The organism is Thalassotalea marina (assembly GCF_014656435.1).
Lineage (GTDB): Bacteria > Pseudomonadota > Gammaproteobacteria > Enterobacterales > Alteromonadaceae > Thalassotalea_C > Thalassotalea_C marina.
The window spans coordinates 456,215-481,698 of record NZ_BNCK01000004.1 but is presented as its reverse complement, the minus strand read 5'-3'; the positions used below and the strand labels follow the sequence as shown (position 1 = coordinate 481,698).

The 25,484-nt window shown below is 38.0% G+C and carries 22 protein-coding genes; 10 read left to right on the top strand and 12 right to left on the bottom strand.

The window, feature by feature from the left end:
• Positions 1–64: 64 nt before the first annotated feature.
• On the top strand, positions 65–2,302 hold the full coding sequence (locus IE199_RS11340; RefSeq protein ID WP_189770432.1) for a TonB-dependent receptor: 2,238 nt from the start codon (positions 65–67) through the stop codon (positions 2,300–2,302).
• A gap of 67 nt (positions 2,303–2,369) precedes the next feature.
• On the opposite strand, the gene deoD is transcribed toward IE199_RS11340, so the two are convergent.
• The 3 genes from deoD to add all read right to left on the bottom strand — a co-directional run bounded on the left by deoD (position 2,370) and on the right by add (position 4,380).
• On the bottom strand, positions 2,370–3,074 hold the full coding sequence (gene deoD, locus IE199_RS11335) for a purine-nucleoside phosphorylase (protein WP_189770430.1): 705 nt from the start codon (positions 3,072–3,074) through the stop codon (positions 2,370–2,372).
• A 111-nt stretch (positions 3,075–3,185) separates the two neighbouring features.
• Entirely contained in the window at positions 3,186–3,356 is a 171-nt protein-coding gene (locus IE199_RS11330) for a XapX domain-containing protein (protein ID WP_189770428.1), read from the bottom strand.
• 13 nt (positions 3,357–3,369) lie between these two features.
• Positions 3,370–4,380, bottom strand: a complete 1,011-nt coding sequence (gene add, locus IE199_RS11325; protein WP_189770426.1) for an adenosine deaminase — start codon at positions 4,378–4,380, stop codon at positions 3,370–3,372.
• A 191-nt stretch (positions 4,381–4,571) separates the two neighbouring features.
• Between add and aroG the strand changes: the two genes are divergently transcribed.
• Together aroG and IE199_RS11315 are read left to right on the top strand one after the other, a co-directional pair.
• Positions 4,572–5,627 (top strand): 3-deoxy-7-phosphoheptulonate synthase AroG, encoded by a 1,056-nt coding sequence (aroG, locus tag IE199_RS11320; protein WP_189770424.1) that lies wholly within the window; start codon positions 4,572–4,574, stop codon positions 5,625–5,627.
• Between the two features lie 358 nt (positions 5,628–5,985).
• Entirely contained in the window at positions 5,986–9,357 is a 3,372-nt protein-coding gene (locus tag IE199_RS11315; protein WP_189770422.1) for a PAS domain S-box protein, read from the top strand.
• 34 nt (positions 9,358–9,391) lie between these two features.
• On the opposite strand, the gene IE199_RS11310 is transcribed toward IE199_RS11315, so the two are convergent.
• Positions 9,392–11,950, bottom strand: coding sequence for an EAL domain-containing protein (locus tag IE199_RS11310; RefSeq protein WP_189770420.1), 2,559 nt, complete (start codon positions 11,948–11,950; stop codon positions 9,392–9,394).
• A gap of 221 nt (positions 11,951–12,171) precedes the next feature.
• Here IE199_RS11310 and IE199_RS11305 point away from each other — a divergent pair, with 221 nt between their 5' ends.
• Positions 12,172–12,657 (top strand): low molecular weight protein-tyrosine-phosphatase, encoded by a 486-nt coding sequence (locus tag IE199_RS11305; protein ID WP_229854664.1) that lies wholly within the window; start codon positions 12,172–12,174, stop codon positions 12,655–12,657.
• Positions 12,658–12,712: 55 nt separating this feature from the next.
• Here IE199_RS11305 and ilvN read toward each other — a convergent pair whose 3' ends face one another.
• Complete coding sequence (gene ilvN / locus IE199_RS11300) at positions 12,713–13,210, bottom strand: acetolactate synthase small subunit (RefSeq protein ID WP_189770418.1); 498 nt, start codon at positions 13,208–13,210, stop codon at positions 12,713–12,715.
• On the bottom strand, positions 13,210–14,934 hold the full coding sequence (locus IE199_RS11295) for an acetolactate synthase 3 large subunit (RefSeq protein ID WP_189770409.1): 1,725 nt from the start codon (positions 14,932–14,934) through the stop codon (positions 13,210–13,212). The genes ilvN and IE199_RS11295 overlap by 1 nt, the downstream gene beginning before the upstream one ends.
• 487 nt (positions 14,935–15,421) lie before the next feature.
• Between IE199_RS11295 and IE199_RS11290 the strand changes: the two genes are divergently transcribed.
• Positions 15,422–16,963, top strand: coding sequence for an HD domain-containing phosphohydrolase (locus tag IE199_RS11290; RefSeq protein WP_189770407.1), 1,542 nt, complete (start codon positions 15,422–15,424; stop codon positions 16,961–16,963).
• 58 nt (positions 16,964–17,021) lie between these two features.
• On the opposite strand, the gene IE199_RS11285 is transcribed toward IE199_RS11290, so the two are convergent.
• The 6 genes from IE199_RS11285 to IE199_RS11260 all read right to left on the bottom strand — a co-directional run bounded on the left by IE199_RS11285 (position 17,022) and on the right by IE199_RS11260 (position 21,161).
• Complete coding sequence (locus IE199_RS11285; RefSeq protein WP_189770596.1) at positions 17,022–17,537, bottom strand: YchJ family protein; 516 nt, start codon at positions 17,535–17,537, stop codon at positions 17,022–17,024.
• Positions 17,538–17,660: 123 nt separating this feature from the next.
• A complete protein-coding gene (locus IE199_RS11280; protein ID WP_189770405.1) occupies positions 17,661–18,047 on the bottom strand; it encodes a hypothetical protein in 387 nt (128 codons plus the stop codon).
• Positions 18,048–18,158: 111 nt separating this feature from the next.
• Positions 18,159–18,557, bottom strand: a complete 399-nt coding sequence (locus tag IE199_RS11275; protein WP_189770404.1) for a lysozyme inhibitor LprI family protein — start codon at positions 18,555–18,557, stop codon at positions 18,159–18,161.
• Positions 18,557–18,859: a YciI family protein gene (locus IE199_RS11270; RefSeq protein ID WP_189770402.1), complete on the bottom strand. Its 303-nt coding sequence runs from the start codon at positions 18,857–18,859 to the stop codon at positions 18,557–18,559. Before IE199_RS11270 ends, IE199_RS11275 begins: the two co-directional genes overlap by 1 nt.
• A 304-nt stretch (positions 18,860–19,163) precedes the next feature.
• The gene (locus IE199_RS11265; protein ID WP_189770400.1) at positions 19,164–20,381 is read right to left on the bottom strand and encodes a M24 family metallopeptidase; all 1,218 of its coding nucleotides are present in this window, start codon (positions 20,379–20,381) and stop codon (positions 19,164–19,166) included.
• A 72-nt stretch (positions 20,382–20,453) separates the two neighbouring features.
• Positions 20,454–21,161 carry a tetratricopeptide repeat protein gene (locus IE199_RS11260; protein WP_189770398.1) on the bottom strand — a complete coding sequence of 236 codons (708 nt, stop codon included), beginning with the start codon at positions 21,159–21,161 and terminating at the stop codon, positions 20,454–20,456.
• 327 nt (positions 21,162–21,488) lie between these two features.
• Between IE199_RS11260 and IE199_RS11255 the strand changes: the two genes are divergently transcribed.
• Genes IE199_RS11255 through IE199_RS11235 form a run of 5 tightly spaced genes read left to right on the top strand, consistent with a single transcriptional unit; the run spans position 21,489 to position 25,338 of the window.
• Positions 21,489–21,761: an STAS domain-containing protein gene (locus IE199_RS11255; RefSeq protein ID WP_189770396.1), complete on the top strand. Its 273-nt coding sequence runs from the start codon at positions 21,489–21,491 to the stop codon at positions 21,759–21,761.
• A gap of 46 nt (positions 21,762–21,807) precedes the next feature.
• Positions 21,808–22,170 carry a response regulator gene (locus IE199_RS11250; RefSeq protein WP_189770394.1) on the top strand — a complete coding sequence of 121 codons (363 nt, stop codon included), beginning with the start codon at positions 21,808–21,810 and terminating at the stop codon, positions 22,168–22,170.
• A 29-nt stretch (positions 22,171–22,199) separates the two neighbouring features.
• Positions 22,200–24,296 (top strand): chemotaxis protein CheA, encoded by a 2,097-nt coding sequence (locus IE199_RS11245; protein ID WP_189770392.1) that lies wholly within the window; start codon positions 22,200–22,202, stop codon positions 24,294–24,296.
• Positions 24,297–24,809 carry a chemotaxis protein CheW gene (locus IE199_RS11240; protein WP_189770390.1) on the top strand — a complete coding sequence of 171 codons (513 nt, stop codon included), beginning with the start codon at positions 24,297–24,299 and terminating at the stop codon, positions 24,807–24,809.
• 31 nt (positions 24,810–24,840) lie between these two features.
• Positions 24,841–25,338, top strand: a complete 498-nt coding sequence (locus IE199_RS11235; RefSeq protein ID WP_189770388.1) for a chemotaxis protein CheW — start codon at positions 24,841–24,843, stop codon at positions 25,336–25,338.
• Positions 25,339–25,484 lie beyond the last annotated feature (146 nt).

The following is a 25,484-nucleotide window of genomic DNA, read 5'->3' as shown; positions in this document are numbered from 1 at the left end:
AATCTCGGCTATAATTGCTGCGAAAATTCTGTAAAAACATTAAAAGTCCTTGGGAGAGAACTAAATGAAAGTGTTCGGACGTTCGACACTTGCGCGTGCTGTGCAGGTGGCCTTACTAGCATCTTCAGTTAATTATTCCGCAACTGCACTAGCCGAAGAAGCCGATCAAGAAAAAGCATCTGGATTAGAAGTCATCGAAGTTACTTCACGTAAACGTGTTGAAACGGTTAAAGATGTCCCTGCTACAGTTACCGCCATGTCATCAGAAAACATCAATGATTATTTGGGCGCCGGTGAAAATATTCGTGCGTTAGCTGGCCGAGTGCCAAGTTTACAAATTGAATCATCTAATGGTCGCCAATCTCCACGTTTTTATATTCGTGGTTTAGGTAATACTGACTTCGATGTTAATGCTAACCAACCTGTGTCAATGGTGTTGGATGAAATCACTTTGGAAAACTCTGTACTGAAGGGTGTGCCATTGTTTGATGTGGCACGTGTTGAAGTGTTAAATGGTCCTCAAGGTACATTATTTGGACGAAACACCACCGCAGGTATTGTCAAAATTGATACAATCACCCCTGATTTTGATAATTCTGGTTACGCCAAAGCGGGCTATGGTAGCCGCGGCACTATGTTTATTGAAGGAGCAAAAAACTTTGAACTTTCAGATACTTTTGCGGCTCGCGCTTCAATTAAGTATCAAGAACGTGATCCGTGGGTAGATAATCTAACTACGGGTAAAGAATACGGCGGGTATGATGAGCTTGCCTATCGCTTACAGTTTTTATACGACAATGGTAGCGACACACGTGCTTTGTTAAAGCTTCACGGCTTTGACCAAGATGGTGATATGCCACAAATTTTCTACGGCAATGCGCTAGAAGCAGGCAAAGAAGGTTTACGTAAGGGCTTTGATGAGAGCAAAATTTATCATGATAGCCAATCAGGTTTTGATATGGAGCACTCAGGTGGTTCATTAAAAATTGAACATGATTTTTCCGATGTAACTTTCACTTCAATCACAGGTTACGATTCGGTAGAGAGCTTTAGCTACGCTGACATCGATGGTGGTGTTACTGATTTTTCTGGCATACCTAACCAATTAGGCAAACAGCTTTGGTTTAATGTTGCCTCTGGTGATGGCCTTTCAGATCATTATCAATTTACTCAAGAGCTTCGTATTTCAGGTGAATTAGAAAATATCTTCTATCAAGTAGGAGTATTTTACTTCAAAGAAGACTTCACGGTTGATAACAAAGATTTAGACCTTGATGGCAATACGACTAACTTTATCCAGGTAGACCAACTTACCGAATCAAAGGCAATCTTTGGACAGGTAGAGTACAAGCCAGATGATAAATGGGCATTTACATTGGGCTTACGTTACACCGCGGATGACAAAGAGTTAGATATTCGTGAAGGTGGTACTAAAAACGTATTAACTACTATCGATAAAGACGACAGTTATGGCAACTGGGATGTTGCAGCTCGTTACACAATCAATGATGACTGGACAGCGTTTGCTCGTATTGGTAATGCATCACGTGGACCGGTAACTATTGGTCGATTTGGCTCTCCAAGTGAAGCTGAAACTGAAACATTAACCTCATTTGAAACCGGTTTAAAAGGTTTTATTTGGGATGGTAACGCTAGATTTAATATCACGGCATACAGTTATGATATCGAAGATCATCAGTTAACAGGCACGGGTGGCGACGCTAATACCAATGCGCTTTACAATGCGGATAATACTAAAGGTTCAGGTATTGAAACCACATTAGAAGCGATTGTCACTGATAACTTAAGTTTTAATTTGAACTTAAGTTACAACAAAACTGAAATTGAAGATAAAGAATTACGTGTTGAGCGTTGTGGTTCTACACCAACTTGTAGTTCTCCTGATACTGTTGCAGAAGTTGTTGATGGTCCATTTGGCCCTATCACTCGTGTTTTTGTTAACGGTAACCCGTTACCGAGAGCACCTGAGTGGTTAGCTAACATTGCGTTGAACTATGAATACCCAATGGAAAATGGTGTATTCATTGCTCAAACAGACTGGAACTATCGTAGTGACTCAAATATCTTTTTATATGAAGCAAAAGAGTTTGTTGCCGAATCACGTTGGATTGGTGGTGTAAGATTAGCCTATCAAAGCGATGATGAATGGGAAGTTGCATTAGTTGGACGTAACATTACTGATAAAGTCGTTGTTGATGGCGCGTTAGACTTCTTAAACTTAACGGCGTTTGTTAACGAACCACGCTTTTGGGGTGTAGAAGTTAGCTATCGTTTTGAATAGTAATATTCTGTAAAACAAAAAAAAACCGGTGCTTGCACCGGTTTTTTATTTCATCAAATTTTGATGATTAAAGCACACTTTCCAGTGTTAGCTCCATCATATCTTTAAAAGTTAGCTCTCGCTCTTGCGCGGTTGTTTGTTCGCCTGTTTTGATATGGTCACTGACAGTAAATACCGCCAACGCTTTTTTACCATATTCTGCAGCAACACCATATAAACCAGCTGCTTCCATTTCTACCGCTAGTACACCCATGTTTTCCATTGTTGCAAACATTTCAGGCTGTGGTGTATAAAATAAATCAGCGGTAAATACGTTACCCACATGAACTTTTTTGCCCAATCTTTCTGCCGTTTTCACCACATTGTGTAATAAACCAAAGTCAGCTGATGCGGCAAAGTCACATTGATTAAAGCGTTGACGATTGACGTTTGAATCAGTGCTAGCACTCATACCAACAATTACATCTCTGATTTTAATATCGTCACGAACTGCGCCACATGAGCCAATGCGGATAATATTTTCCACACCGTAATCTTTATATAACTCGGTGGCATAAATAGAAATTGATGGAATGCCCATACCTGAGCCCATTACCGATACGGGTTGGCCTTTGTAAGTACCGGTAAAACCAAGCATGTTACGTACACGGGTAACACATTTAGCGTCTTCTAAAAAATTTTCTGCAATAAATTTAGCGCGCAATGGGTCGCCTGGCATTAGAACTGTTTTTGCAAAATCGCCTACATTGGCTTCAATGTGTGGTGTTGTCATTGAGATATACCTTTTATATAAAAATTTACCTCAGTAAGTTTCAAGCCAGTGCCATCGACACTGCTATCAAGGATTTTTTACTGAAACAGGGTTACATTTTCGTTAAATATTTTAGCTGAAGAATTTTTCCATAATCCACTGATATGCCATTCCGCCAATATAAATGCCCACGATACCCATGATCCCCGAAAGTACAGGTGGTGCAGGTAAAGGCAGTTTAACTGCGGAAAATATGATGCCTACAAGTGTGCCAGCAAACAACGCGAGTAAAATTTCAGACATAAAACACTCTCTATTATAGTTGGTGGTTGAACCTTGTTTTATTAAGTAGTGCTTGCTTTTCACTGTCAGATAAAAAGCTCGCGCTAACCGCATTTCGCTGTAGCCTAGAAATTTGCTCTGGCGTGAGCGATACAATGTTTTTAGCTAATTCAAATTCATGCAGTAATTCAATATTCTCTACTGCAGGATCGTCAGTATTTAAGCAAACTAATAGCTCTTTCTCAAGAAATATCTTGACCGGATGGTCAGCTAGGTTGGTGATGGTTCCTGTTTGATAATTTGATGTTAAACACGACTCTATTGCTATGTTGTTGTTTTTCATAAAGTCCATCAGTGCTTCGTCATGTTGACAAGCAACGCCATGTCCAATGCGTGTTGCACCTAGTTCAGTTATTGCTTGCTTTACGCTTTCACTTCCTGCGGCTTCTCCAGCATGAACGGTAATTTGCATCTCTGCGTTTCTTGCCCGCTTAAAATGTTCTAAAAACATAGAACCAGGCTTGTTAAATTCGTCTCCGGCTAGGTCTACGGCAACGATGTTATCTTTCCCGGTTAATATGGCGTCTAACTCACGAGCACATGCTTCTACACCAAAAGTGCGACTCATGATGCCAATCAAATTGATATCGACGTTAAAGGTTTTTATACCTTGTTGAATACCATCGATGACGGCTTCAACCACACCTTCAATTGGTAGTTGGTGGGTCATTGCCATGTAATAAGGTGAAAAGCGCAGTTCAGCATAGTCAATTTTTGCGTTATACACATCTTCTACGTTTTCAAAAGCAATACGTTTGACATCATCTAATGAGGTTAGCACTTTTACGCCCCAATCGAGTTTTGATAAAAAGGCTAGTAGATCTGGTTCGCTTTTTTGAATTTGTACATGAGGTAAAAAACTTTCAAATGATGTACTTGGTAATTCAATACCGTTTTGTTGGGCTAGTTGCCAAATGGTTGATGGGCGAATGTTGCCATCTAAATGGCGGTGAATATCTACCAAGGGTAAATTTGCATCAATCATATATTTGTCTTGTCCTAAACACTTTATGTGTTATTTGCATTTAAAATTTTAGCTATTGTGTAATTATATCGTCTTTTTCGTACTTTATGTTGGTATTGTTGGGCCAAGTAAGATAGATTAGCCGACGGGCCAATTATCTAGGTGTCTAGACGTATATAAAACACAAACAAAGAAGTATATAGAGAAAAATTATGTTCTACCAAACCGACGACGTTCGTATCGAAAAAATCAAAGAATTATTACCGCCAGTAGCATTACTGGAACGATTTCCAGCTTCAGAAAAAGCCTCTGAAACCGTGTTTAGTGGTAGAACAGCAATTAGCAAAATATTTAATCATGAAGATGATAGGTTATTAGTTGTCATCGGTCCTTGTTCTATCCATGACACTGATGCAGCAATCGAATATGGCAATCGTCTTGTTCAATTGAGAGAAAAATATGCTGACAATTTAGAAATTGTCATGAGAGTTTATTTTGAAAAGCCTCGTACAACTGTCGGCTGGAAAGGTCTTATTAATGATCCAGATTTAGACAATAGCTTTAAAATAAATGACGGCCTTAGAAAAGGGCGCAAGTTATTAGCCGATTTAAATGATTTGGGTTTACCAACCGCGGGTGAGTTTTTAGATATGATCACGCCACAATACATGGCAGATTTGATGTGTTGGGGAGCCATAGGAGCTCGAACTACAGAAAGCCAAGTACACCGTGAGTTAGCATCAGGTTTGTCTTGCCCTGTAGGTTTTAAAAACGGGACTGACGGTACCATTAAAATAGCCATAGATGCCATTGGCTCAGCGAGTGCTTCACATCACTTTCTATCGGTTACTAAATATGGACATTCTGCCATAGTGCAAACGACAGGAAACAAAGATTGCCATATCATTTTACGTGGTGGTAAAAAGCCAAACTATGACGCTGAAAGTGTGAAAGAAATAACGGAGCAGTTGGCTGCCGCTTCACTTAACACCAAAATTATGATCGATTTTAGTCATGGTAATTCAAGCAAGAAGTTTGAGAATCAAATGTTGGTTTGTGAAGATGTCAGCAACCAAATCGCTCAAGGCAATGACAATATTTTTGGTGTGATGGTTGAGAGTCATCTCGTAGAAGGTCGTCAAGATTTAATTGACGGTAAGGCTAATACCTATGGCCAATCAATCACTGATGCATGTATCGGTTGGCAAGACACCGAAAGACTATTAGCACAGTTAAACAGTGCAGTCGCAGCACGTAAAAATAAATAATCAAACTAAGGCCGGTCAACCGGCCTTTTTTAATCTTCACTTACTTGTTAAATCTTTAATTATCTAGTTAATACTTCGGCGAAACTTGCAAATACAACTGAACTGCTATACTGAATCTACAGATAATTAAAAAATAAATGTAGTACATGGAAATGGCTGTTAACTCACTTATGCAGAAGCTAAGTACTCACCACCGCTTTACCTTACACACTCTTTTGGGAAATACACCTGACAATAACACTCTGCTAGAACTTTGCTCTATTTCTATTCAGTTTATTTTGCCTATGCTGGCTTATCGGTTTGCATTAACACAAACCGGTAATACAAGGGAGCTGACCAGGTTAGGTAGCCACAAACAATGAAGCTTAAAACGGTATTACTCGTTTCTATTTTTACAGGCTGTATTGTACCCATCCTTTTGGCATTTAGTTTTTTTGTAAAACAAGATACTGGGTTTAGAGAGCAGCAATTGCTCCAGCAACTTAATGACATAGCAACCATTCAACATCAGCGTATAAAACAATACATAGATGCTAAAAGTAATGAGATTAGTCTGATAAAAAACAGTAACAAACTTGAAGAATTAATAACCAAAGATTATTTCTTCGAATACGAACATACTCAAGTTAAACATCTGTTGAGTGATGTTTTACAAGCAGATCCCTCAATCAAAGCTATCAGTTTGTTTAACCAAAGTGGTCGATTGATATTAACGACAAATCAAACCTTAGAGCACAGCCATTTACATGGTTTTGACATAGTAAGTGACACAACACTGACTAGCCCCGACATTCAAATTTTGTCAATTGACGGCTCACTCATTATTGATGTGTTTGATCGTATTGATATGCAAAACAAAGTCGTTGGTTTTATTTCTGTTAAGTTCAGTACCGACGAATTATTTAAGATTTTGAGTGACCATACAGGTTTAGGAAAGTCAGGTGAGATCGTATTAGCAGGTACAGATCCCAATGGCAATCACCTGTATTTGATGCCGACGCGGCACAACAGTAAATTGGCGTTACAAAAACTGTCAGTTAAAGATAGCGAAAACAAGCTACTTATCGATACATTAGACGGACAATCGTCTCACCAATTAGACTATTTAGATTATAGAAAAGTGCCCGTTATTGCGATTGCTCGTCATATTCCAGAAACTGGCTGGGGCATGATTGTCAAATTAGATAAAGATGAAGCATACCAACTGATCAATATGTATAAAGAGCAGAGCTTGTATGTATTAGCGTTTTGTCTTTTAGGTATTTATCTTATTAGTCACATTTTGGCTAGATCACTTTCTAACCCCTTTAATTTACTGCATCAAGCTATTTTAAACTTGTCCAAGCGGGACAAATCGACGGTTATTCCAAGAATAAAAATCGAAGAAGTCGATAAGATAGGGCAGGAATTCAATCGTTTAGCCGAAAACCTATACGAAACAGAATCACATTTACATGAATCAATTAAAGAGCTAACGCGCTTAAATATGGAGTTATTCTCTTCCGCTGAAAGGTTTAAACGCTGGAGAGAGTCCAATTTTATTGGCATAGTGCAATCTAATGCTCAAGGTGATGTATTAACGGCAAATTCAACTTTTCTTAATATGATAGGGTACAGTGAGTTAGAGGTCACACAAGGTCAAGTTAATTGGTCAAATCTTACGCCAGAAAAATTTAAGCAACTAGATGAAAAAGCTTTAAATGAGGCTCAAGTCAAAGGGTATTGGACTCCCTTTGAAAAACAGCTACAGCATAAATCGGGTCACTTTGTACCGATTCTTATTGGCGGTTCAATTTTTCAGCACGACTCTCAAGAATTAATTTTGTTTGTTATAGACTTAACTGAGAAATATCAACAACTTGAAGAGCTAGATCAATATCGAGGTATTATTGAAAACTCGAATGATTTGTTTGCATTTGTTGATCAAAGTTACCGATTTAAAGCGGTTAATCAAAAATACTTAGAACTTCATGGTCTGACAAGAGAAAACGTCATTGGCCATTATGTGTATGAAATATTGGGTGAAAAAGTATTTTACGAAAAACTCAAACCGAAAGTAGATAAAGCATTATTGGGGCAGGTCATCACCTTTAATGAAAAATTCAACTTCCCAAACACTGGCGAAATGATTTTACATGTAACTTACACGCCGTATTTAGATGATAGTGATCAAATTATTGGTTTTATCTTCAGAGGTGAAGATATTACTGAGTTAACGGTGAAAGAGCAGCTGTTGCAAATAAAAGATGAGCAGCAATCACATATATTATCCTCTATGCTCGAGGGGGTTATGACGTCAGATGCACAAGGGAAAATCTTGTCTTTTAATGCGCAAGCCGAGCTTATTTTTGGATACAAAGAGAGTGAAGTTTTAGGTCAAAGTGTCAAAATGTTAATGCCAGTTGAGGATGCTAAAGGGCATGATCAAAAACTAGAACGTTATTTGGTTAAACGTACATCACACTTTATCGGTAACAAGTTAGGACAAATGGTGACGGCCAAACATAAAACTGGTCGACACTTTCCTATTAAGCTATCTATTGATGAATTGCCCAAAACGGAAAACGGAGAAACCCACTTTATTGCGAGTTGCCAAGATTTAACCGAAATAGAAGCACAAAAATCATTGTTAAATAGAAGTTTAAAAATGGAGTCTTTAGGTAAAGTGGCTGGTGGGGTTGCTCATGATTTCAATAATATATTAGGCATTATCATGGGATATGCCAGTTTGCTGAGCCTAGGTAATGACAAGACAGAAAAATATGCTAACGCGATTGAAAAAGCCTGTAAAAGAGGTAGTAAACTCACTAAAAGTTTACTTACATTTGCCAAACAGCGCACTAACAGTCAAGAGCAATGCGACATCAATAAAATCATTGCTGAAAATGAAGATTTACTGCGTACAGCCCTAACATCAAGAATTGAATTGTCACTTGAGTTAGAGAGATCGTTACCAGTAATTTGTGTAGAAAAAAGTCAGTTAGAAGATCTGCTACTTAATATGTCAATTAATGCTAAGCATGCAATGAAAGACGTTGGCACACTAAAAATTGGCACCGAGCAAACAAGACTTAACCAACATAAAGCGACTATGTTGGACTTACCAGAAGGTGATTATGTTAAATTGTGGATTGAAGATAACGGTTGCGGTATCGCCAAGGAAAATCTAAATAAAATATTTGAGCCGTTTTATACCACTAAAGCAGAAATGGGTAATGGTTTAGGTTTGTCCCAGTGTTATGGTTTTGTTAAGGCGTCAGGAGGTAGTATCGATGTGTTGTCTACTGTAAATGTTGGCACTAAATTTATTGTTTATTTTCCAGTATCCGATCACTGTTTAACGAGACATATCAAAGAATCTGGGCATACACAAAACATTAAATTGGGTGCTCTAATAAAGAATGTGCTAGTAGTAGACGATGAGCCAGAGATAGCTAACGTGAACGCCTCTATTTTAGAACAAGAAGGCGTTGACGTCGTGATATGTACCAGCGCAAATGAAGCGTTAGTACAAGCGAAAAACTATGAATTCGACTTTATTGTATCCGACATTATTATGCCTGAAATGTCGGGTGTTGAATTAATCAAAGCGATAAAAGATGTAAAACCCAATATGAAATATTTGTATGTTAGTGGTTTTACTAATGAAGAGGTCGAAGACGTCCACACATTAAAAAAACCATACAATAAAGCTGAATTCATAGAAGCTATATATCAACGTTTATCATAAGTCTTAAGCACGGGTAATTAGTGCCGTAAAACCTTTATTTGGAGGCAGGTAGAAACTCTCCTTCTATCGGCTGAGCTACTCTGCCTTGATCTAATCTTGATAACCAATCTAGGTAATATTCAAAAGCCATAGGTTTTGCATAATAGTAGCCTTGACCAATATCACAACCAAATTCTCGAAGCGTTTGTTCATCCTGTTTGCTATTAATGCCTTCAGCTACTACCTCTAACCCCAAGCCTTTTGCCATTGATACTGTCGCTTTAGCAATTACTTTTTGTTTGGGGTTATCATTAATATTTTCGACAAACTCTCTATCAACTTTAAGTTCTTGGAATGGTAAATGACCGACCTGCGACATCGAGGAATAGCCTGTACCAAAATCATCAATGCTAATGGTGATACCTAATTCGGAGAGTTGACTAATCACGTGTAACGCTTGTTTGTTATCAGTGAAACTTGCCGATTCGGTAAGCTCAAATATAATTTTATCGGTAGGTACGTCTGATGCCTCAATAATATCCAAAACGTTAACAAGAAAATGGTTTGACGCTAAGTCTTTACCACTGATGTTTATTGACACCATATGATTAAAGCCTTGTTCATGCATAATCACGTTCTGTTGTGCCAAAGCGGTTTTGATTACCCACAACGTTAGTTCGTTAATCAAGCCCATGTCTTCAGCAATTGGGATAAAAATTGTAGGAGGAATTAGTCCTTTTTCTGGATGGTGCCAGCGCAACAAACACTCGCTGCTGCATACTCTAAGAGTGCGTAAATCAACCTGAGGCTGGTGGTGAATGGTTAAGTCATTGTTAGCCATAGCTTGTTTGAGTTCGCTAGCCAAGGTAAGAACTTCATTTTTTTGCTGAGAAACCAATGGCTCGTATATTGCCCATTTTTCTTGTGTTAGTTCACCTGCGACCACGGATAACATAGCATTATTAATTAACTGGTGTGTTTTTTCGCCATGTTGTGGGAATGTAGCGACTCCAACAACGGCTTTAATGGGGAGGCTTAATTCGTTCAACTGGAAGTTGTCTTGGACAATTTGTTGTATCGAGTTCACAAGCGTTGATAAGGGTTGCTGAGTGCGTTTATTGTCAATAATGGCTGCAAAAGCGTTGTTGTTAATAAAACACAGCTTATCTTGCTTATCCGTTAAGGTAAGTATTGCATCGTTATATTTAAAAAGTGATGTTAGTTTGTTATGTAAGCGTTTAAATAGCTGCGTATTTAAGTCGTCATCTATGTGTAATATGACTTTATCTATATGTTCTGGTTTAATAACTAACACTGAAAAATCATTAGATTTATTCTGAATCAGGTGATTGATTTTATCTTCAATATTTGACTTTCTAGGTAAGCCGCTAGACATGTGATAGGCGATGCTTAGCAGCCTGTCTTGTTCATGTCGGCGCATACGCTCAGCTAGTGCAAATGCCATTAATGCCAACTCTAATAAAATAGCTAACAAAAAAGCATTTTTGGTAACAAAAGAGTACTCAATGATATTGAGCAAAACCAAAGGTTGTATAGTGGCACCCGCTAGCAACGGAAACCAAGACAAAACATAAAATTTTGCCCATGAGAAGTTGGTTTTTATTTTTCTTACGACCGCAAATAATGCAAATAAATATACTAAGGGTTGGAGAGCAAAAAATATTTTTGCTTGTTCAATCAGCGATAACCTTGTTAAAGCCGTTCCCAATATTATTAAACTACAACACAACATTAAGCCAAACTTAAAGGTTTTGTTATTCTCTTGATCATAACGCAGGAAGTAGAGGGTGAAAGCTAATAAGCTAGTGACCAATAAATAGTGCCCAAAAATTAAATATTGATATAAGTAACCAGATATCTCCGTGGGAAATATTAAATAACCAAATCCATTAACACTCGATAATACCCAAAAAGAGCAAAGTAGATAGCCAATGTAGATAACATAAACTTTGTCATGCACAGCGTAATAAAGAATCAAGTTATATATTGTCATTAACAAGATAATGCCAATAAATGCACCAAAAATGATTTGAGAAAATAAAATATGCTGGGTGAACTGCTTTTCTGTTTTTACAATAATAGGGACATTGGGTGGTCCTTGAGTACGAATTTGTATTAAAAATTGCTTAGATTGATTTGCATCGAGTTTAAACAAAATATGAGGATAAACTTTTGCTAATTTATTGGTGGCTACAGCAATAGGTGTGATATTGAGTGTATCGCTAACATCATAAATATTAAAAACATCAATCAAGCTATTATCTGCTTGTAATATGAGCTGGTGAGAGTAATCCTTGCTGTTAGTAATTTTTAATTTAAGCCAATATGTTTGATCTTCTAATGCATAAGGCACTTTATGAATAGCTATAGGGGAGAAGGTGCCCAGTAAATCAAATATATCATCAGGATTTTTATCATTGGTTGTATCGATAAAATATGCTGATTCAAGCTTCCAAAGCTGACTATCACTTGATGAAGTGATCGCAATAATATTCTTTATCAGAGCATAGCCAATTGCGGCTATAGCGATACTGATCAAAGCTAAAACTATTGTTCTAAAAGTTGTGGCGGTAACTTGACTTAAATGCTTCATGCCTTTTACAAAGGTGTAAGAAAAGTCTTTTTATTTTAGCAAATTAACTTAGCATTGGTAGTTTTCGCTCAAGATCAGAGTTTTATTATTTGTAATAGGCCAATCTAATGTGTTCAATTGTTGACGTTACCCCCTGTTATACATGACACTAGGGTTAATCAATTAATGGAATCCTAAACACAGCCTGTAGAGTGTGTATAAAAGTATAAGAAAGGTAAAAAATGTCTGCTGAATCTAACTTAAGTCAAGTTTCTAGTATTTTATTTATTTGTATGGGCAATATATGTCGGTCTCCTACAGCAGAGGCTGTGTTTAGACAAAAATCAGAAAAGAAGGGGCTTGATTTACATATAGATTCTGCAGGAACAATTGGTTCGCATGCTCGTGAAAAACCAGATCATCGAGCGCAAAAGGCCGGTGTAGCTCGTGGTTATAACTTTGACAAAATTAAAGCGAGAAAAGTGACCGAACAGGACTTTAGTCAATTTGATTTGATCCTTGCCATGGACGAACAAAATATTAAAGACTTAAAAAAAGTTGCGCCTAAAGAACATCTACACAAAGTCCATTTATTTCTTGAGTTTGCCAATAGCTTTTCTGATACGGAAGTGCCGGATCCTTATTATGGTGGCGCAAAAGGCTTTCAGTATGTGCTGGATCTCGTCGAAGACGCTAGTGATGGCTTGATTGAAAAACTAAAAAAGTAGTATCTTAAAGTTTAATCGTAGAGGCCTGCAGTACAAATACTACAGGCCTCTTTATTTATATACGTAGGGCTTTTTCACCGCGAGCTATGCCTACGGAGCCAGAACGCACTGATTCAATAATTTCAGTTTCGTATGCCAATGTTTTAATAAAAGCATTTATCTTTTCAGCGTTACCAGTTAATTCTACGGTATAAACTTGCTTGCCAATATCAACAATAGAGCCTCTGAAAATATCAGTGATTCGCTTAATTTCGGTTCGCGCTTTATCATTCATTGCCAACACTTTGATCAAAATAATCTCACGTTCAACATGGTCTCTTTCGGTTAAGTCGGTAATTTTAATCACGTCGATGAGTTTGTTTACTTGCTTAACAATTTGCTCTAATACGCGGTCATCACCTGAGGTAGCAATAGTTATACGTGAAAGACTATTATCTTCTGTCGGTGCTACGGTTAAACTTTCAATGTTAAAAGCGCGCTGAGAAAACAAACCGACAATACGTGATAATGAACCTGGTTCATTTTCCAATAAAATTGATAAAATGCGTCTCATTATGCTTTTACTCCTTTTCCTAACCACATGTCATCTACGGCACCATGTCTGATCTGCATCGGATAAACGTGCTCTAACTCATCAACTAATACGTCTACAAACACAAGACGATTTTTTATGGAAAAGGCCTGTTCAAGTTTGCTATCCAACTCATTTAAATCGTTAATTTGAATACCCACATGACCATATGCCTCTGCTAATGCGACGAAATCAGGTAAGGACTCCATGTATGATGAAGAATGTCTACCATCATAAATCATGTCTTGCCATTGCCTAACCATACCTAAAGAACGGTTATTTAAGGAGATAATGACAACTGGTAATTGATACTGTAAACAGGTTGATAGCTCTTGAATATTCATTTGGATTGAACCGTCACCGGTAATACAAATAACGTGACTGTCAGGAAAAGCCAACTTCACACCCATTGCAGCTGGTAAACCAAAGCCCATGGTGCCAAGACCACCTGAATTTATCCATTGGCGAGGTTTGTCAAAAGGATAATATTGGGCTGCAAACATTTGATGTTGACCTACATCTGAACAAACATATGCTTCGCCGTTAGTGATTTTGTACATGGCTTCTACAACGCGTTGAGGTTTTATTTTTCCTTCGCCTTGTTCGTAACTAATGCTTTTCATTGAGCGCCACTCGTTAATTTGCTGCCACCAACTGCTATTAGCTTGTTCGTCTGGTTGATACTGCTTCTCTTTTAGTTCAGTGAGTAATTGTTTTAAAACAACATCAATCAGACCAACGACAGGTATATGAGCATTAATTGTTTTTGATATAGAAGTTGGATCTATATCTACGTGAACAATAGTTGCGTTAGGGCAGAATTTTTTCACATTATTTGTAACGCGGTCATCAAATCGGGCACCCAAGGCTAAGATGACATCGGCATTGGCCATAGCTTTGTTAGCTTCTAAGCTGCCGTGCATGCCCAACATACCTATAAAGTTTTTATGAGTACCAGGGATTCCACCCAAGCCCATTAAAGTGTTGGTGCACGGAGCGTTTAACTGTTCAACAAGTTCAGTTAGAAGATCGGCTGCGTCAGCTAAAATAACACCACCACCAGAATAAACGACAAGTCGTTTTGCCTGAGTTATAGCATTGACGGCTTTTCTAATTTGTTTAGGGTGACCTTTTTTGGTTGGGTTGTAAGAACGCATCTTAATTTGTTTTTCGATATGAAATTCCGCTTTATGTTGCGGTATTAATATATCTTTAGGTAACTCGACTACAACAGGGCCAGGGCGGCCTGATTTAGCGATGTAAAATGCCTTAGCAATAACGTTAGGAATATCTTCAAGGCTACGGCAATTAAAACTATGTTTTACTATCGGTCTGGAACAACCAACAATGTCAGTTTCCTGAAAGGCATCATCACCAATTAAATTTGTTGGTACTTGACCTGCCAGAACAACCATAGGAATAGAATCCATGTATGCCGTAGCAATCCCGGTTACACAGTTAGTTGCACCTGGACCAGAAGTGGCTAGAACAACGCCAACTTCTCCTGTTGCACGCGAATATCCATCGGCCATATGGGTAGCTGCTTGCTCATGACGAACGAGTATATGCGCCACATCCTGTTGTTGAAAAATTGCATCATATATATCGAGTACCGAGCCACCGGGGTAGCCAAATACATATTTAACATCAAGCGCAGAAAGCGCTTTAACTACCATCTCCGCACCAGTAAAAGTTTCATTCGCCATAAGAGTTACCTTTTTACTCTTTGATTAAAATTAAACATTAAAAAACCCCCGATCTTTTCAGAGCGGGGGTTTTTTGGGTGTTCTTTACGTAATTACTTTTTTACACACAACACCAACCCCGCACTGGTTTGACAACCACTACGACTGTGAGGACGACGTTGAGTAAAGTAACTAATTTCATTTGTTTTTCTAAATAATTGCTGATTTTGTAAACGCGCTATTTATATTAGGTGACTGAGTAATGCTGTCAACCTTTTATTGCATATTAATAGAACAAAATGCTTGGGTGTTAGTCTCGCTTGTTCTATCGAGCTAAGTTTAAGGAATTAGATTAAAGTTTTTTCCAAAAAAATAGCCGTGTAGCCTTGATTGTTTTGTGATTGATCAATTTTTTTATCGATAAACTAATAATAAGTATCACTTTTCATGCATTTTCAGTTAATTTCTTCTAAACTCAAATAAATCGCAATAGTTGCTCGGAACTCGAATGTCAAAATTTATTTTTAAGGAAGAGAGTGAATCTGAAGAGGTAATAAGTACGTCGTTTAAGGCGGACAAGGTGTGGCGTATCCTTGTGGTTGATGATGACGAGTCGGTGCATCAAATTACCAATTTAGTTTTGAGCGATGCGATTATTGAAAATAGAAAGTTAGAAATTGTTTCTGTTTATTCAAAGCAAGAAGCAAAGGACTTACTCGAAAAAGATGATGATTTTTGCATGGCTTTTGTTGATGTTGTGATGGAAACAGACCATGCTGGACTAGAGCTTGTCGAGTGGATAAGAAAAGAAAAACGTAATCAATCGATTCGGTTAATTTTAAGGACAGGCCAAGCGGGCAACGCTCCCGAAGCTAAAGTTATTAAAGAATTTGATATTAATGATTACAAAGAAAAAACCGATTTCACCGCTGGAAAAATGACAACTACTGTCTATGCCAGCATTCGAGCGTATCGAGATATTATGACCATTCAACGCAGTTTAGATGCGTTTAAGCAACTCATAAAATCTACACATGACCTATTAAAAATTAGTCAGTTTCGTCCTTTTGGCTCCGCGGCGCTTAACCATTTATTAACCTTAATGGATGTTGACAGCTCTGCGCTTTACATTGCAAGAAGTCAAAGAGACTTTGACGAAGAGCGTTCTAATTTGATCATTGCTTGCACTGGAAAATATGTGAGTGAATCAGATTGCCTTGAAAATTCAGATATAAGTGAAGAAGTAAAACTAGTTATTCAACAGGCATTCGATGAAAAAAAACATTTCACCGATAAAGATTATTTTGTCGGATATTATGAAACGTCAGCAGATGCATCGTCGGTGTTATACATAGAATTTGAAGATGATGCTGAACATTTTAGATCAGGCTTAGCAGAGTTATTTGCGACTAATGTCGCGTTAATTTTAGAGAGTTTGACCAAGCAACATGAGGTGGAGCGGACACAAAAGGAATTGTTATTTATTGTTGGTGAAGCAATTGAAAAAAGGGGTAAAGAGGCTGGTTCACATGTTAAAAGAGTGGCGTTGATTTGTGAGAAGATAGCGCAAGAACTAGGAGCCGATGATATATTTGTGCAGGCGATCAAACTTGCAGCACCACTTCATGACTTAGGTAAAGTTGCAGTTCCAGAAAAAATCCTACACAAACCTGGAGAACTTAACGAGGAAGAATGGCGAGTTATGCAAGCACACGCTGAAATAGGTGCTGAGCTATTAGGTCAATCTAAAGCAAAAATATCTAAATTAGGTGCTAAGATGGCTAGATATCATCATGAGAACTGGGATGGTTCTGGTTACCCAGAAGGTTTGGTTGCTGAAAAAATACCGCTTGAAGCTCGAATAATGTCTATTGCCGACGTATTTGATTCTCTTGGTGTCGACAGCCCTTACAAACCTAAGTGGGAAGATGAACAGATCAAAAGCTATTTATTAGAACAGCGTAGTAAGAAGTTTCAACCGGAGTTAGTTGATATACTGCTAAAAAAATTCGATGAGTTTTTAGCTATTCGCGATCAATATCCAGATTAACAATATTTCCGGTATCACTATTGTTCGTTGAACAAAGTTTAAACGTGATGGCTTCTAACTAGCGAGCTTTATAACAGCACCGTTTAAATTTATTGCCACTTTTACAAGGGCAGGGCTTATTCAGACCAATTTTACCAAAGTTTATATGCTCTAGAGATTCTCCGTCTAAATATCGCCATTGACCTTGTTCAACGATAAAACGAGATAACTCTTTCATCACATAAAACTCGTTTTGATAAAAGTAATATGCAGAAAAACAGACCGTAGGAAGTTGCTCTTGAGTATCCGTAAAACAGTTCTTTTCTAAGCTATCAGATAAATTCTGTTCATCAAAAGAGTGAACAACTAATTTTGCCCAATGTGTTACTGCACACCAATCTACAAGCTCTTGCGCTAACGCAGATGTTCTTGTTGACTGTGCGTGACTTGATACTAAGTAATCGGTTGCTGAGTGAGCAAAAGCAAAATACCTAGAGCGCATTAAAGCCACTGGTGTTTGCGCAATAGCATCGTTGCTAACAAATTGGCTGCAACAATTTTTTGACTCGATTTTGGAGCCACAAATACAGAGCATAAATTATTCTTCTAATGTTAAATATTGTGTTCATAGGAATATTCACTTATTTAAGTGCATATTCAATCTAGGTAATTTTAATTAGCTAGTTCATTTATGCCAAGCAACAATTAGCGATTTTCTTTAATGTAAACTTGTCTTATTAATTACCACACAACTGGTTTGCCCCAATTGCGCATATGCTTGTAACTCGGCTAATTCTTCAGCGGCAAGACAAGCGTTACATATAACAATTGCCGAGCAATTTCCTCTACCAAGCGCTGCCTTAATACTCTGTAACTTTATATCTTGTCGTTTTGGCGTCACTGTTAGAATTCTACTGACATCTATTCCTTCACGCTCACAAAGAGCTGCAAGAGATTTCTCTTCAGGGTTGATTAAAAGCACCCACTTTCTAGACAAGGTATGTTGGCTGCAAATAGAGAGATAATGATCTGACAAATTAGTAGCATGATTAATTGTTCTAATGTCTAACCAGTTAGCAGTTTTTTCGTTAAATATACTGTTCATAATTACACCCTCAAAATGTATACATATACAGTAATGTAAAAATATACAGTGTGTCAATCATTAGGCATAAAAAAACGAGCTAGTTAGCTCGTTTATAAATATTAATATCAGTTAATTGATTTGACTTAATTCATCAATTCTTGACTTAGTTATTAATATATAACACTTTTTATAGGCTGGCGCTGCCTTAACGTCTGGCGACAAATACAAATATTGCCAACGACAATTATTTTCTCTGTAGGTATTAAAATTACGTTGTGAGCGCTTAAACATGTCCAATGCTGTGCGACGACCAGTATTTAATGCAAACTCTTCTAAGATAAACGTTTGATTATTTATCCATGTTTGCAATTCTCGATCTGTCGCCTCTTTTACTATGTCAAGACAACTTGAAAGTTCAGTTATGCTTTTGTGCTGTGACTCGCAACTTTCAACTGTTTTACTGTTCATTGCATTAGTTGCACTGACAAAAATTATATAAGTTACTAATCCAAATAATATTCTAGTCATTATGCAGGCAATACCTTTTTGTAGGGTTTCACAGTAACCTTTTCATAAACACCTGCCTCAATATAAGGGTCTTGATCTGCCCAAAGCTTAGCCTGCTCAAGGTTGTTGAACTGAGCAATAATTAATGAACCTGTAAAGCCTTCATCACCTGGGTTTTCGTTATCAATCGCAGGGCAGGGGCCTGCAACGAGCAAGCGGCCTTCATTTTGTAATTCTTTGAGGCGTTCTAAATGCTTGTCACGAACTGACATTCTTAAAGGCAAACTGTCTTTTACATCTTCACTATAAATTACATAATACATACTAGACTACTTATTCTCTTTTTTATGCTAAACACTTCAAATATTTAATTAAAACGTGTTTCATTGCTTTCTTTGGATAAGCAAGGTTAAACGCAAGTGGGTGTTAATAAATTCAAGCTCTAATTATAGGCACATGTTACTTTTGAATATAGTAAAAGTGCCAGATTTGTTAAAAATTTTATTACTGGCATTGAGGAGAGTTTCACTTTTTCAAATGAAAATGAGAAATATTATGGGCAAGCAAAGCAGAACTATAAAATAACTCATAGCTGCTTTACTTGTTTATATGATTCGAGTTCTTTGGCTATTTATGATAACCAAATGGGTCATCGATTGAAAAAGATGGCTCAGTAAACCAAACAGGTCCCTGTTCTGTCATGTAAAAATGATCTTCAAGACGGATACCAAATTCATCTGGAAAAACTAGCATTGGCTCATTTGAAAAGCACATGCCAATATCTAGCGCTGTTGAATCGCTTCGCACTAAATAAGGCCATTCGTGGATATCTAATCCTATGCCATGTCCTGTTCTGTGCGGGCAACCTGGCGTTTCGTAATCTGGTCCTAATCCCATATTAGCAATATACTCGCGCGCCGCTTCATCAACTGATCCACATGAAGAACCAAGTTGTGCAGCGTTAAACGCGGCAAGTTGAGCGTTCTTCTCTACTTGCCACATTTGGCGATGCTTAGCTGTTGGCTCTCCAAACACGTAAGTTCGCGTAATATCTGAATTGTATCCTTCTATTTGGCAGCCGGTATCAATCAACACAATATCATCTTGCTCAAGAGCTTTAGGTTGTTTGACTCCATGAGGAAATGATGTGTCTTTACCAAATAATACGATACAAAAATAAGAGCCGTTTGGTGCACCAACTTTTTTATGTGCCTCGTTAATAAATTGCTCAACTTCTTTTGTTGTGATGCCAGGACGAAGAATTCTAGCCGCTGCTTTGTGCACGGTTAACGTCATGTCTTTAGCGGTTTGCATCAGTGCAATTTCGTTTTGCGACTTCTGTTGTCGGCAACCCGCTGTAACGGCCTTTGCTTCGACCAAGTCAAACGAAGGTAGTAAACTGTTTAAGCCATTGCTGATAAAAAACGGCGTTGATTCATCTATACCCAAAACGCCTTGACTAAGGCCAAGTTTTTTTAGTACTTGCGCTACCAACAAGTAAGGTGATTCATGTTCTTGCCAACTATTTATCTCTGATGGGACTTTAATGAACTGAGACAAGGTGTCTACTTCAAAATGTGGCGCAAAGTACTCCACATGACCGTTAGCGGTAATAATTGCACCCACTAATCGTTCACTGGCGTACCACTTTGTTCCTGTAAAGTAATACAAATTGCTTCCGGCATTTAAATAAATGGCATCGAGGTTTTGCTCTCTCATTAAACTGGTGGCTTTAGTAATGCGGGCTTGAAATTCCTCGACTTCAATTGGCGATACGTTGATCGTCATATTAGATAACTTTGAAAGTTCTGTTGCGTGGTCTGAACCACCTACACCTATAGTCATTTATCAACTCGTTTTGGTTTTATCATTTTTAGTCGTGCAGTATGGCACAAACTATAATTTGTATACAGTATATTATGTTGATGTGGCTAGATAATAAAGATCTGGTTCATTTTCTTTATAAAAATCTACCCTTGCTTGAGCTTGTGGTAAGCCATGCTCTGCAGCTTTAATTAACCAATGTAAACCCATGACCGGGTTTTCATCGACTCCTTCTGCAAGAAAGTAAGCTCGGCCAAGCGCGCCCATCGCCTTAGCATGCTTCAACTCAGCAGCTTTTTCAAAATACTCAACAGCTTGGGTATATTCTTTTTGCTCTCGATGTAGCATTGCTTGTTGAAAATAATCTTCGATATTTGATTTGTTTTCCCTACTGTTTTGGTTTTGGGGGACAGGTTCTGTGGCTTCGTTTAATAGTTTGGTAATAAAGCTTTGTTCGTTATCTTTATCATCAAAAGTGGGTTTAGTGACAACGTCTTCAATATCTTTAAGTGTGTTGGATGAATTCGAGTCAATAAACAGTTTTGCTATCACGGTATCGTATCGCTGATTAAGTTGATCAATCATTTGCTGTTGCTGCGATACTTGAGTTTGATAAAAATGTATGTCTTTTTTTAACTGTTCTATTTGTTGTTGTTGGCTGTTAACCAGGGCTTCATGTGAATCTGATAGATTTTCCATTGCGCTTAAATGCAAATCATCAACGCGTTTTTGTTGCTCTTTAGTCGTGCGTTCAAATCTGTCTAACACGGATACAATATTACGTTCGTAGTTTGATTTCATTTTTTCAAACCACTTGAATACTTGACTCGGGATGCTCAATTTTTCGTTTGTCATTAGAGAATATTGCGTCTAGTTATTTATGTACTAACCTTAATTAGTGAGGGCGGTTAAATCAATACTGAACAGGGTGTTACTTCACAAAATCGTGTTTGATAAATGTCCATAAATTGATTTTTACTTATTATTTGAGCGAAAAACATCGCTCGGTAGCATAGTCGTGCCATCGAAAAATTAACGACTTTGATTTTTTAGTTAATAAACTTGCGATAGCGCAATTTTGTTATATCTTTCAAAGTAGTGAGCTAGAAGACCTTAGGATTAGGCTTGATGTTTAAATTACCTTCAGAGTTAACGATTGTTCAAGTAGACGAGTGTAAAACCAACTTTCTCGCCTATGTTGAAACCAATGATGAATTAGCTTTTGATGACAGCGAATTAACACGCATCGATACCGTCGGAATGCAACTGATTCTCTCTATGGTTATCCATATTGCATCTCTCAAAAAGCAACTTAACTGGCAGGTATCCTCTTCAATTATCGGTCAGAGCATTTCGCAGCTTGGTATTAATGAACCCATTTTAAATCAGTACTTGCCTTAACCAGAGGTAGGCAAAGGTTGTCATTTATAATAAGAAGGAAAGAACTATGACCAAAATATTGGTTGTCGATGATTCAAACTCAATTCGGGATATGGTCAGTTTTACCCTGAAAGGGGCAGGGTATGAAACTGTAGAAGCAAAAGACGGTAAAGAGGGGCTTAATACTGCCCAAACCGGTACTTTTGATTTGGTGATCTCCGACGTAAATATGCCTAACATGGATGGCATAACGTTGTGTCAGGAATTAAGAAAGTTACCCGCTTTTAAATTTACACCGATTCTCATGTTAACAACAGAAAGCTCTGGAGACATGAAAATGCGTGGTAAGTCTGCCGGCGCTACGGGCTGGCTTGTTAAACCATTTAATCCAGAGAAGTTATTAGCGACTATTAAACGAGTAGTTCCCTAACAAACGGAATTTGATAACGGTACTTCATTATGAGCGTTGATCTATCTCAGTTTATTCCCAGTTTTCTTGAAGAAAGCTTTGAAGGGTTAGAACTTATGGAGTCTAGCTTGCTAAATTTAGAGCAAGGCGATGACGAAACCATTAATTCAATCTTTCGAGCAGCGCATTCTATTAAAGGTGGTGCAGGAACATTTGGTTTTGAGCATGTGACCGAGTTTACTCATCTAGTTGAAACCTTGTTAGATGAGATGCGTGATGGTAGGCGAGAAATTCAACCGAATGACGTTGAATTGTTGCTTGTCTCTGTCGATTGTATGCGCATGATGATAGAAGCAATTCGCGATGAAGGAGACTATGAACAGTCAAAAATCGATGATACGTATAAGTTGTTAGAAATTGCACTGAATCAAAATAACGACACCAGCACACCAACAGAAAGCCCTGATGATTCAAAAGATAAACAGAGTTCTAATGCAACTTGGATAATAGAGTTTATTCCTGAACACCACTTAGTGCAAACCGGCAATGACCCCATTTTATTATTTAATGCGCTGGCAGATTTAGGTGAGGTTACAGCTAATGCTAACTGCAAAGAATTACCTGCAATTACCGATATTGATCCCGAAGAACTTTATCTTAGTTGGGAGCTAACACTTAAATCATCCTGGGCAACAGAACAAGACATTAAAGAAGTATTTGAGTGGGTTGAAGACGAGTGCCAATTAATTATTCGACAAGACAGTAAATTAGCCCAAGATGGTGAAGTAAAACAAGAAGTCGAACAACAAAGGGAAGAGGTGAGCACAGTTGCCACTTCTTTTGAGGAAAATAAAACACCATCAATTGACGTCAATGAAGCTGACAAAGAGCCAGCGTCTGCAAAATCTAGTAAAGCCAAATCCGAAGGTGGTTCAATAAGAGTTGGAGTTGATAAAGTCGATAGTTTAATCAACCTAGTAGGTGAATTGGTTATTACACAGTCAATGCTGTCTGAATTGGGTAACGACTTTAATATCTCCAAACTTGAGCGCTTAACTTCTGGTTTAGAGCAACTGTTACAAAATACTAAAGAATTACAAGAAAGTGTCATGCGAATCCGCATGTTACCGATAAGCTTTGCATTTAATCGTTTTCCTCGCTTGATCCATGATTTATCTAAAAAAACCGGCAAGGACATTGAACTGGTACTCAAAGGAGAACAAACAGAATTAGATAAAACCGTGATGGAGCAAATTAGTGATCCATTAGTTCATCTCGTTCGAAATGCTGTTGACCATGGCATTGAACCATCAGATGTTCGAGTAGCCAACGGTAAACCCAAAAAGGGCACTATTATTCTTGATGCGTATCATCAAGGCGGCAGCATAGTAATAGAGATCAGAGATGATGGTGGTGGTATTAACCGTGAGGCTGTATATAGAAAGGCGGTAGAAAAGGGCATTATTGACGAATCGACAACATTATCTGATAGCCAAGTATTTGAATTAATTTTTGAACCAGGTTTTTCAACAGCCAAAGAAATTAGCGATATCTCTGGACGTGGTGTAGGGATGGATGTTGTTAAACGAAACATTCAGGCACTAGGTGGCCGGATCCAAGTAGAGTCCGAACCCAATGTTGGTAGTACATTTAGAGTTAATCTGCCGCTAACTTTAGCCATTCTTGACGGACAATTAGTTCGTGTTGGTAACGAAACTTACATTATCCCTTTGATCACCATTGTTGAATCTTTACAAGTAAAACCTGAGCTTATTAATCGCGTTTCAGGTGACATGGTGTTGTATCGCTTACGTGAAGACAATGTGCCTGTTATTCCTATTTTTAAACTTTTTAGTTTATCTGCAGAGCATGAATCTGTTGAGAACTCTTTACTCGTTGTCGTGGAAGCTGAGGGCCTTAAAGTAGGCTTAATGGTTGATGATTTATTAGCACAGCAGCAGGTTGTGATCAAAAGTTTAAAAGATAATTATCATGATGTTGACGGTATATCAGGTGCAACAATTCTCGGTGATGGCTCGGTTGCCATGATCTTAGATGTCCCTGGCATTATTCAAATGGCAATAGGTCGGAAGATGCAAATCGGTGTACGTCAAATGATGTCTTCAATTGAAGGAGTAGAGGCTTAAATGGACATTCAAACCTTAGCGGCTGAAATACCCGATGCCGACCAAACCGTCATTGAAGAAATCGATTTCATCTCAAATGGTAAACAATTTTTAATGTTTAACTTGGGCAAAGAGCTTTATGCCGTCGACATATTATGCGTTGAAGAAATAAGAAGCTGGGAAGAGCCAACAAAAATACCTAATGCGCCGAGTTATGTTAAAGGTGTGATAAATATTCGTGGGCTTATCGTGCCAATTATTGATTTTAGACTGAAGTTTGATGTTTGTGCAGCCGAGTACATCGACTCTACTGTAGTGATGGTGTTGACCATAGAAACTGACGAGGCGACAAAAACTATGGGGTTTGTTGTCGATGCTGTGTCTGATGTAATCGATGTTCAGGATGATGATATTAGGGCTGACGCTGGCTTTGTCGGCAGTATTCCACAAGAGAATGTTCAAGGCTTAGTTAATGTAAATGAAAGAGTGGTGACATTACTTAATGTACCAGCTCTGCAGCATGTGGATGTTTAAAGGTTAAGTAAACCATGGAGAAACAAGTACGATGATCGAAGAACGTGAGTACTTAACATTTAAAGTCAAAGGCGAAGAGTTTGGCGTTGATATTTTATACGTTCAGGAAATTCGTGTATGGAGTTCTGTCACAGAATTACCCAATAAGCCAGATTACTTCAAAGGAATCATCAATCTTCGTGGTGTCATTATTCCTGTCATTGATCTGAGGCAGCGGTTTGACATGGAGCCACTTGAATATGATGCACAAACTGTGACGATTATTTTAAGGTGCCAAGGCTCAGAGCCAGTCCATGCTATCAGTATTGTCGTAGACTCAGTTTCTGAAGTGTACAAAGTTAGTAAAAAAGATATTAAGCCAGCACCTGCTTTTGGACATCACATTGACAGTTGTTTTGTTAATGGTTTGGCGTCAATTGATGACAAGTTAATCATTCTATTAGATACCGAAAAGTTACTGGATCAAGAAGAGTTGTATCACGTTGAAGATAAAGAAAAATGGTTAGAGCCTGCCCATGGAGTACCCTAAAGTTTTGTTCAGTTTAGCCATAGATGTAATGCAATGATGGTTGGTAAGGATTTAAAGCCAATTGAAAAAGATAATGTTTTAAGGAAGTACGCTTTGTTAAAGGTTTAAGTAGTCGTTTTTATCAAAGTAAACTAACGGAGAGAACA

What these genes read in the sequence shown, in the direction of transcription:
- IE199_RS11310 (WP_189770420.1), bottom strand. Translation starts at nt 11,950, where the DNA reads ATGAAGCATTTAAGTCAAGTTACCGCCACAACTTTTAGAACAATAGTT.
- IE199_RS11330 (WP_189770428.1), bottom strand. Translation starts at nt 3,356, where the DNA reads ATGTCTGAAATTTTACTCGCGTTGTTTGCTGGCACACTTGTAGGCATC.
- add (WP_189770426.1), bottom strand. Translation starts at nt 4,380, where the DNA reads ATGATTGATGCAAATTTACCCTTGGTAGATATTCACCGCCATTTAGAT.
- IE199_RS11290 (WP_189770407.1), top strand. Translation starts at nt 15,422, where the DNA reads ATGTCAAAATTTATTTTTAAGGAAGAGAGTGAATCTGAAGAGGTAATA.
- ilvN (WP_189770418.1), bottom strand. Translation starts at nt 13,210, where the DNA reads ATGAGACGCATTTTATCAATTTTATTGGAAAATGAACCAGGTTCATTA.
- IE199_RS11280 (WP_189770405.1), bottom strand. Translation starts at nt 18,047, where the DNA reads ATGAACAGTATATTTAACGAAAAAACTGCTAACTGGTTAGACATTAGA.
- IE199_RS11315 (WP_189770422.1), top strand. Translation starts at nt 5,986, where the DNA reads ATGAAGCTTAAAACGGTATTACTCGTTTCTATTTTTACAGGCTGTATT.
- deoD (WP_189770430.1), bottom strand. Translation starts at nt 3,074, where the DNA reads ATGACAACACCACACATTGAAGCCAATGTAGGCGATTTTGCAAAAACA.
- IE199_RS11305 (WP_229854664.1), top strand. Translation starts at nt 12,172, where the DNA reads ATGTCTGCTGAATCTAACTTAAGTCAAGTTTCTAGTATTTTATTTATT.
- IE199_RS11270 (WP_189770402.1), bottom strand. Translation starts at nt 18,859, where the DNA reads ATGTATTATGTAATTTATAGTGAAGATGTAAAAGACAGTTTGCCTTTA.
- IE199_RS11275 (WP_189770404.1), bottom strand. Translation starts at nt 18,557, where the DNA reads ATGACTAGAATATTATTTGGATTAGTAACTTATATAATTTTTGTCAGT.
- IE199_RS11340 (WP_189770432.1), top strand. Translation starts at nt 65, where the DNA reads ATGAAAGTGTTCGGACGTTCGACACTTGCGCGTGCTGTGCAGGTGGCC.
- IE199_RS11295 (WP_189770409.1), bottom strand. Translation starts at nt 14,934, where the DNA reads ATGGCGAATGAAACTTTTACTGGTGCGGAGATGGTAGTTAAAGCGCTT.
- IE199_RS11240 (WP_189770390.1), top strand. Translation starts at nt 24,297, where the DNA reads ATGGACATTCAAACCTTAGCGGCTGAAATACCCGATGCCGACCAAACC.
- IE199_RS11285 (WP_189770596.1), bottom strand. Translation starts at nt 17,537, where the DNA reads ATGCTCTGTATTTGTGGCTCCAAAATCGAGTCAAAAAATTGTTGCAGC.
- IE199_RS11255 (WP_189770396.1), top strand. Translation starts at nt 21,489, where the DNA reads ATGTTTAAATTACCTTCAGAGTTAACGATTGTTCAAGTAGACGAGTGT.
- IE199_RS11245 (WP_189770392.1), top strand. Translation starts at nt 22,200, where the DNA reads ATGAGCGTTGATCTATCTCAGTTTATTCCCAGTTTTCTTGAAGAAAGC.
- aroG (WP_189770424.1), top strand. Translation starts at nt 4,572, where the DNA reads ATGTTCTACCAAACCGACGACGTTCGTATCGAAAAAATCAAAGAATTA.
- IE199_RS11235 (WP_189770388.1), top strand. Translation starts at nt 24,841, where the DNA reads ATGATCGAAGAACGTGAGTACTTAACATTTAAAGTCAAAGGCGAAGAG.
- IE199_RS11260 (WP_189770398.1), bottom strand. Translation starts at nt 21,161, where the DNA reads ATGAAATCAAACTACGAACGTAATATTGTATCCGTGTTAGACAGATTT.
- IE199_RS11265 (WP_189770400.1), bottom strand. Translation starts at nt 20,381, where the DNA reads ATGACTATAGGTGTAGGTGGTTCAGACCACGCAACAGAACTTTCAAAG.
- IE199_RS11250 (WP_189770394.1), top strand. Translation starts at nt 21,808, where the DNA reads ATGACCAAAATATTGGTTGTCGATGATTCAAACTCAATTCGGGATATG.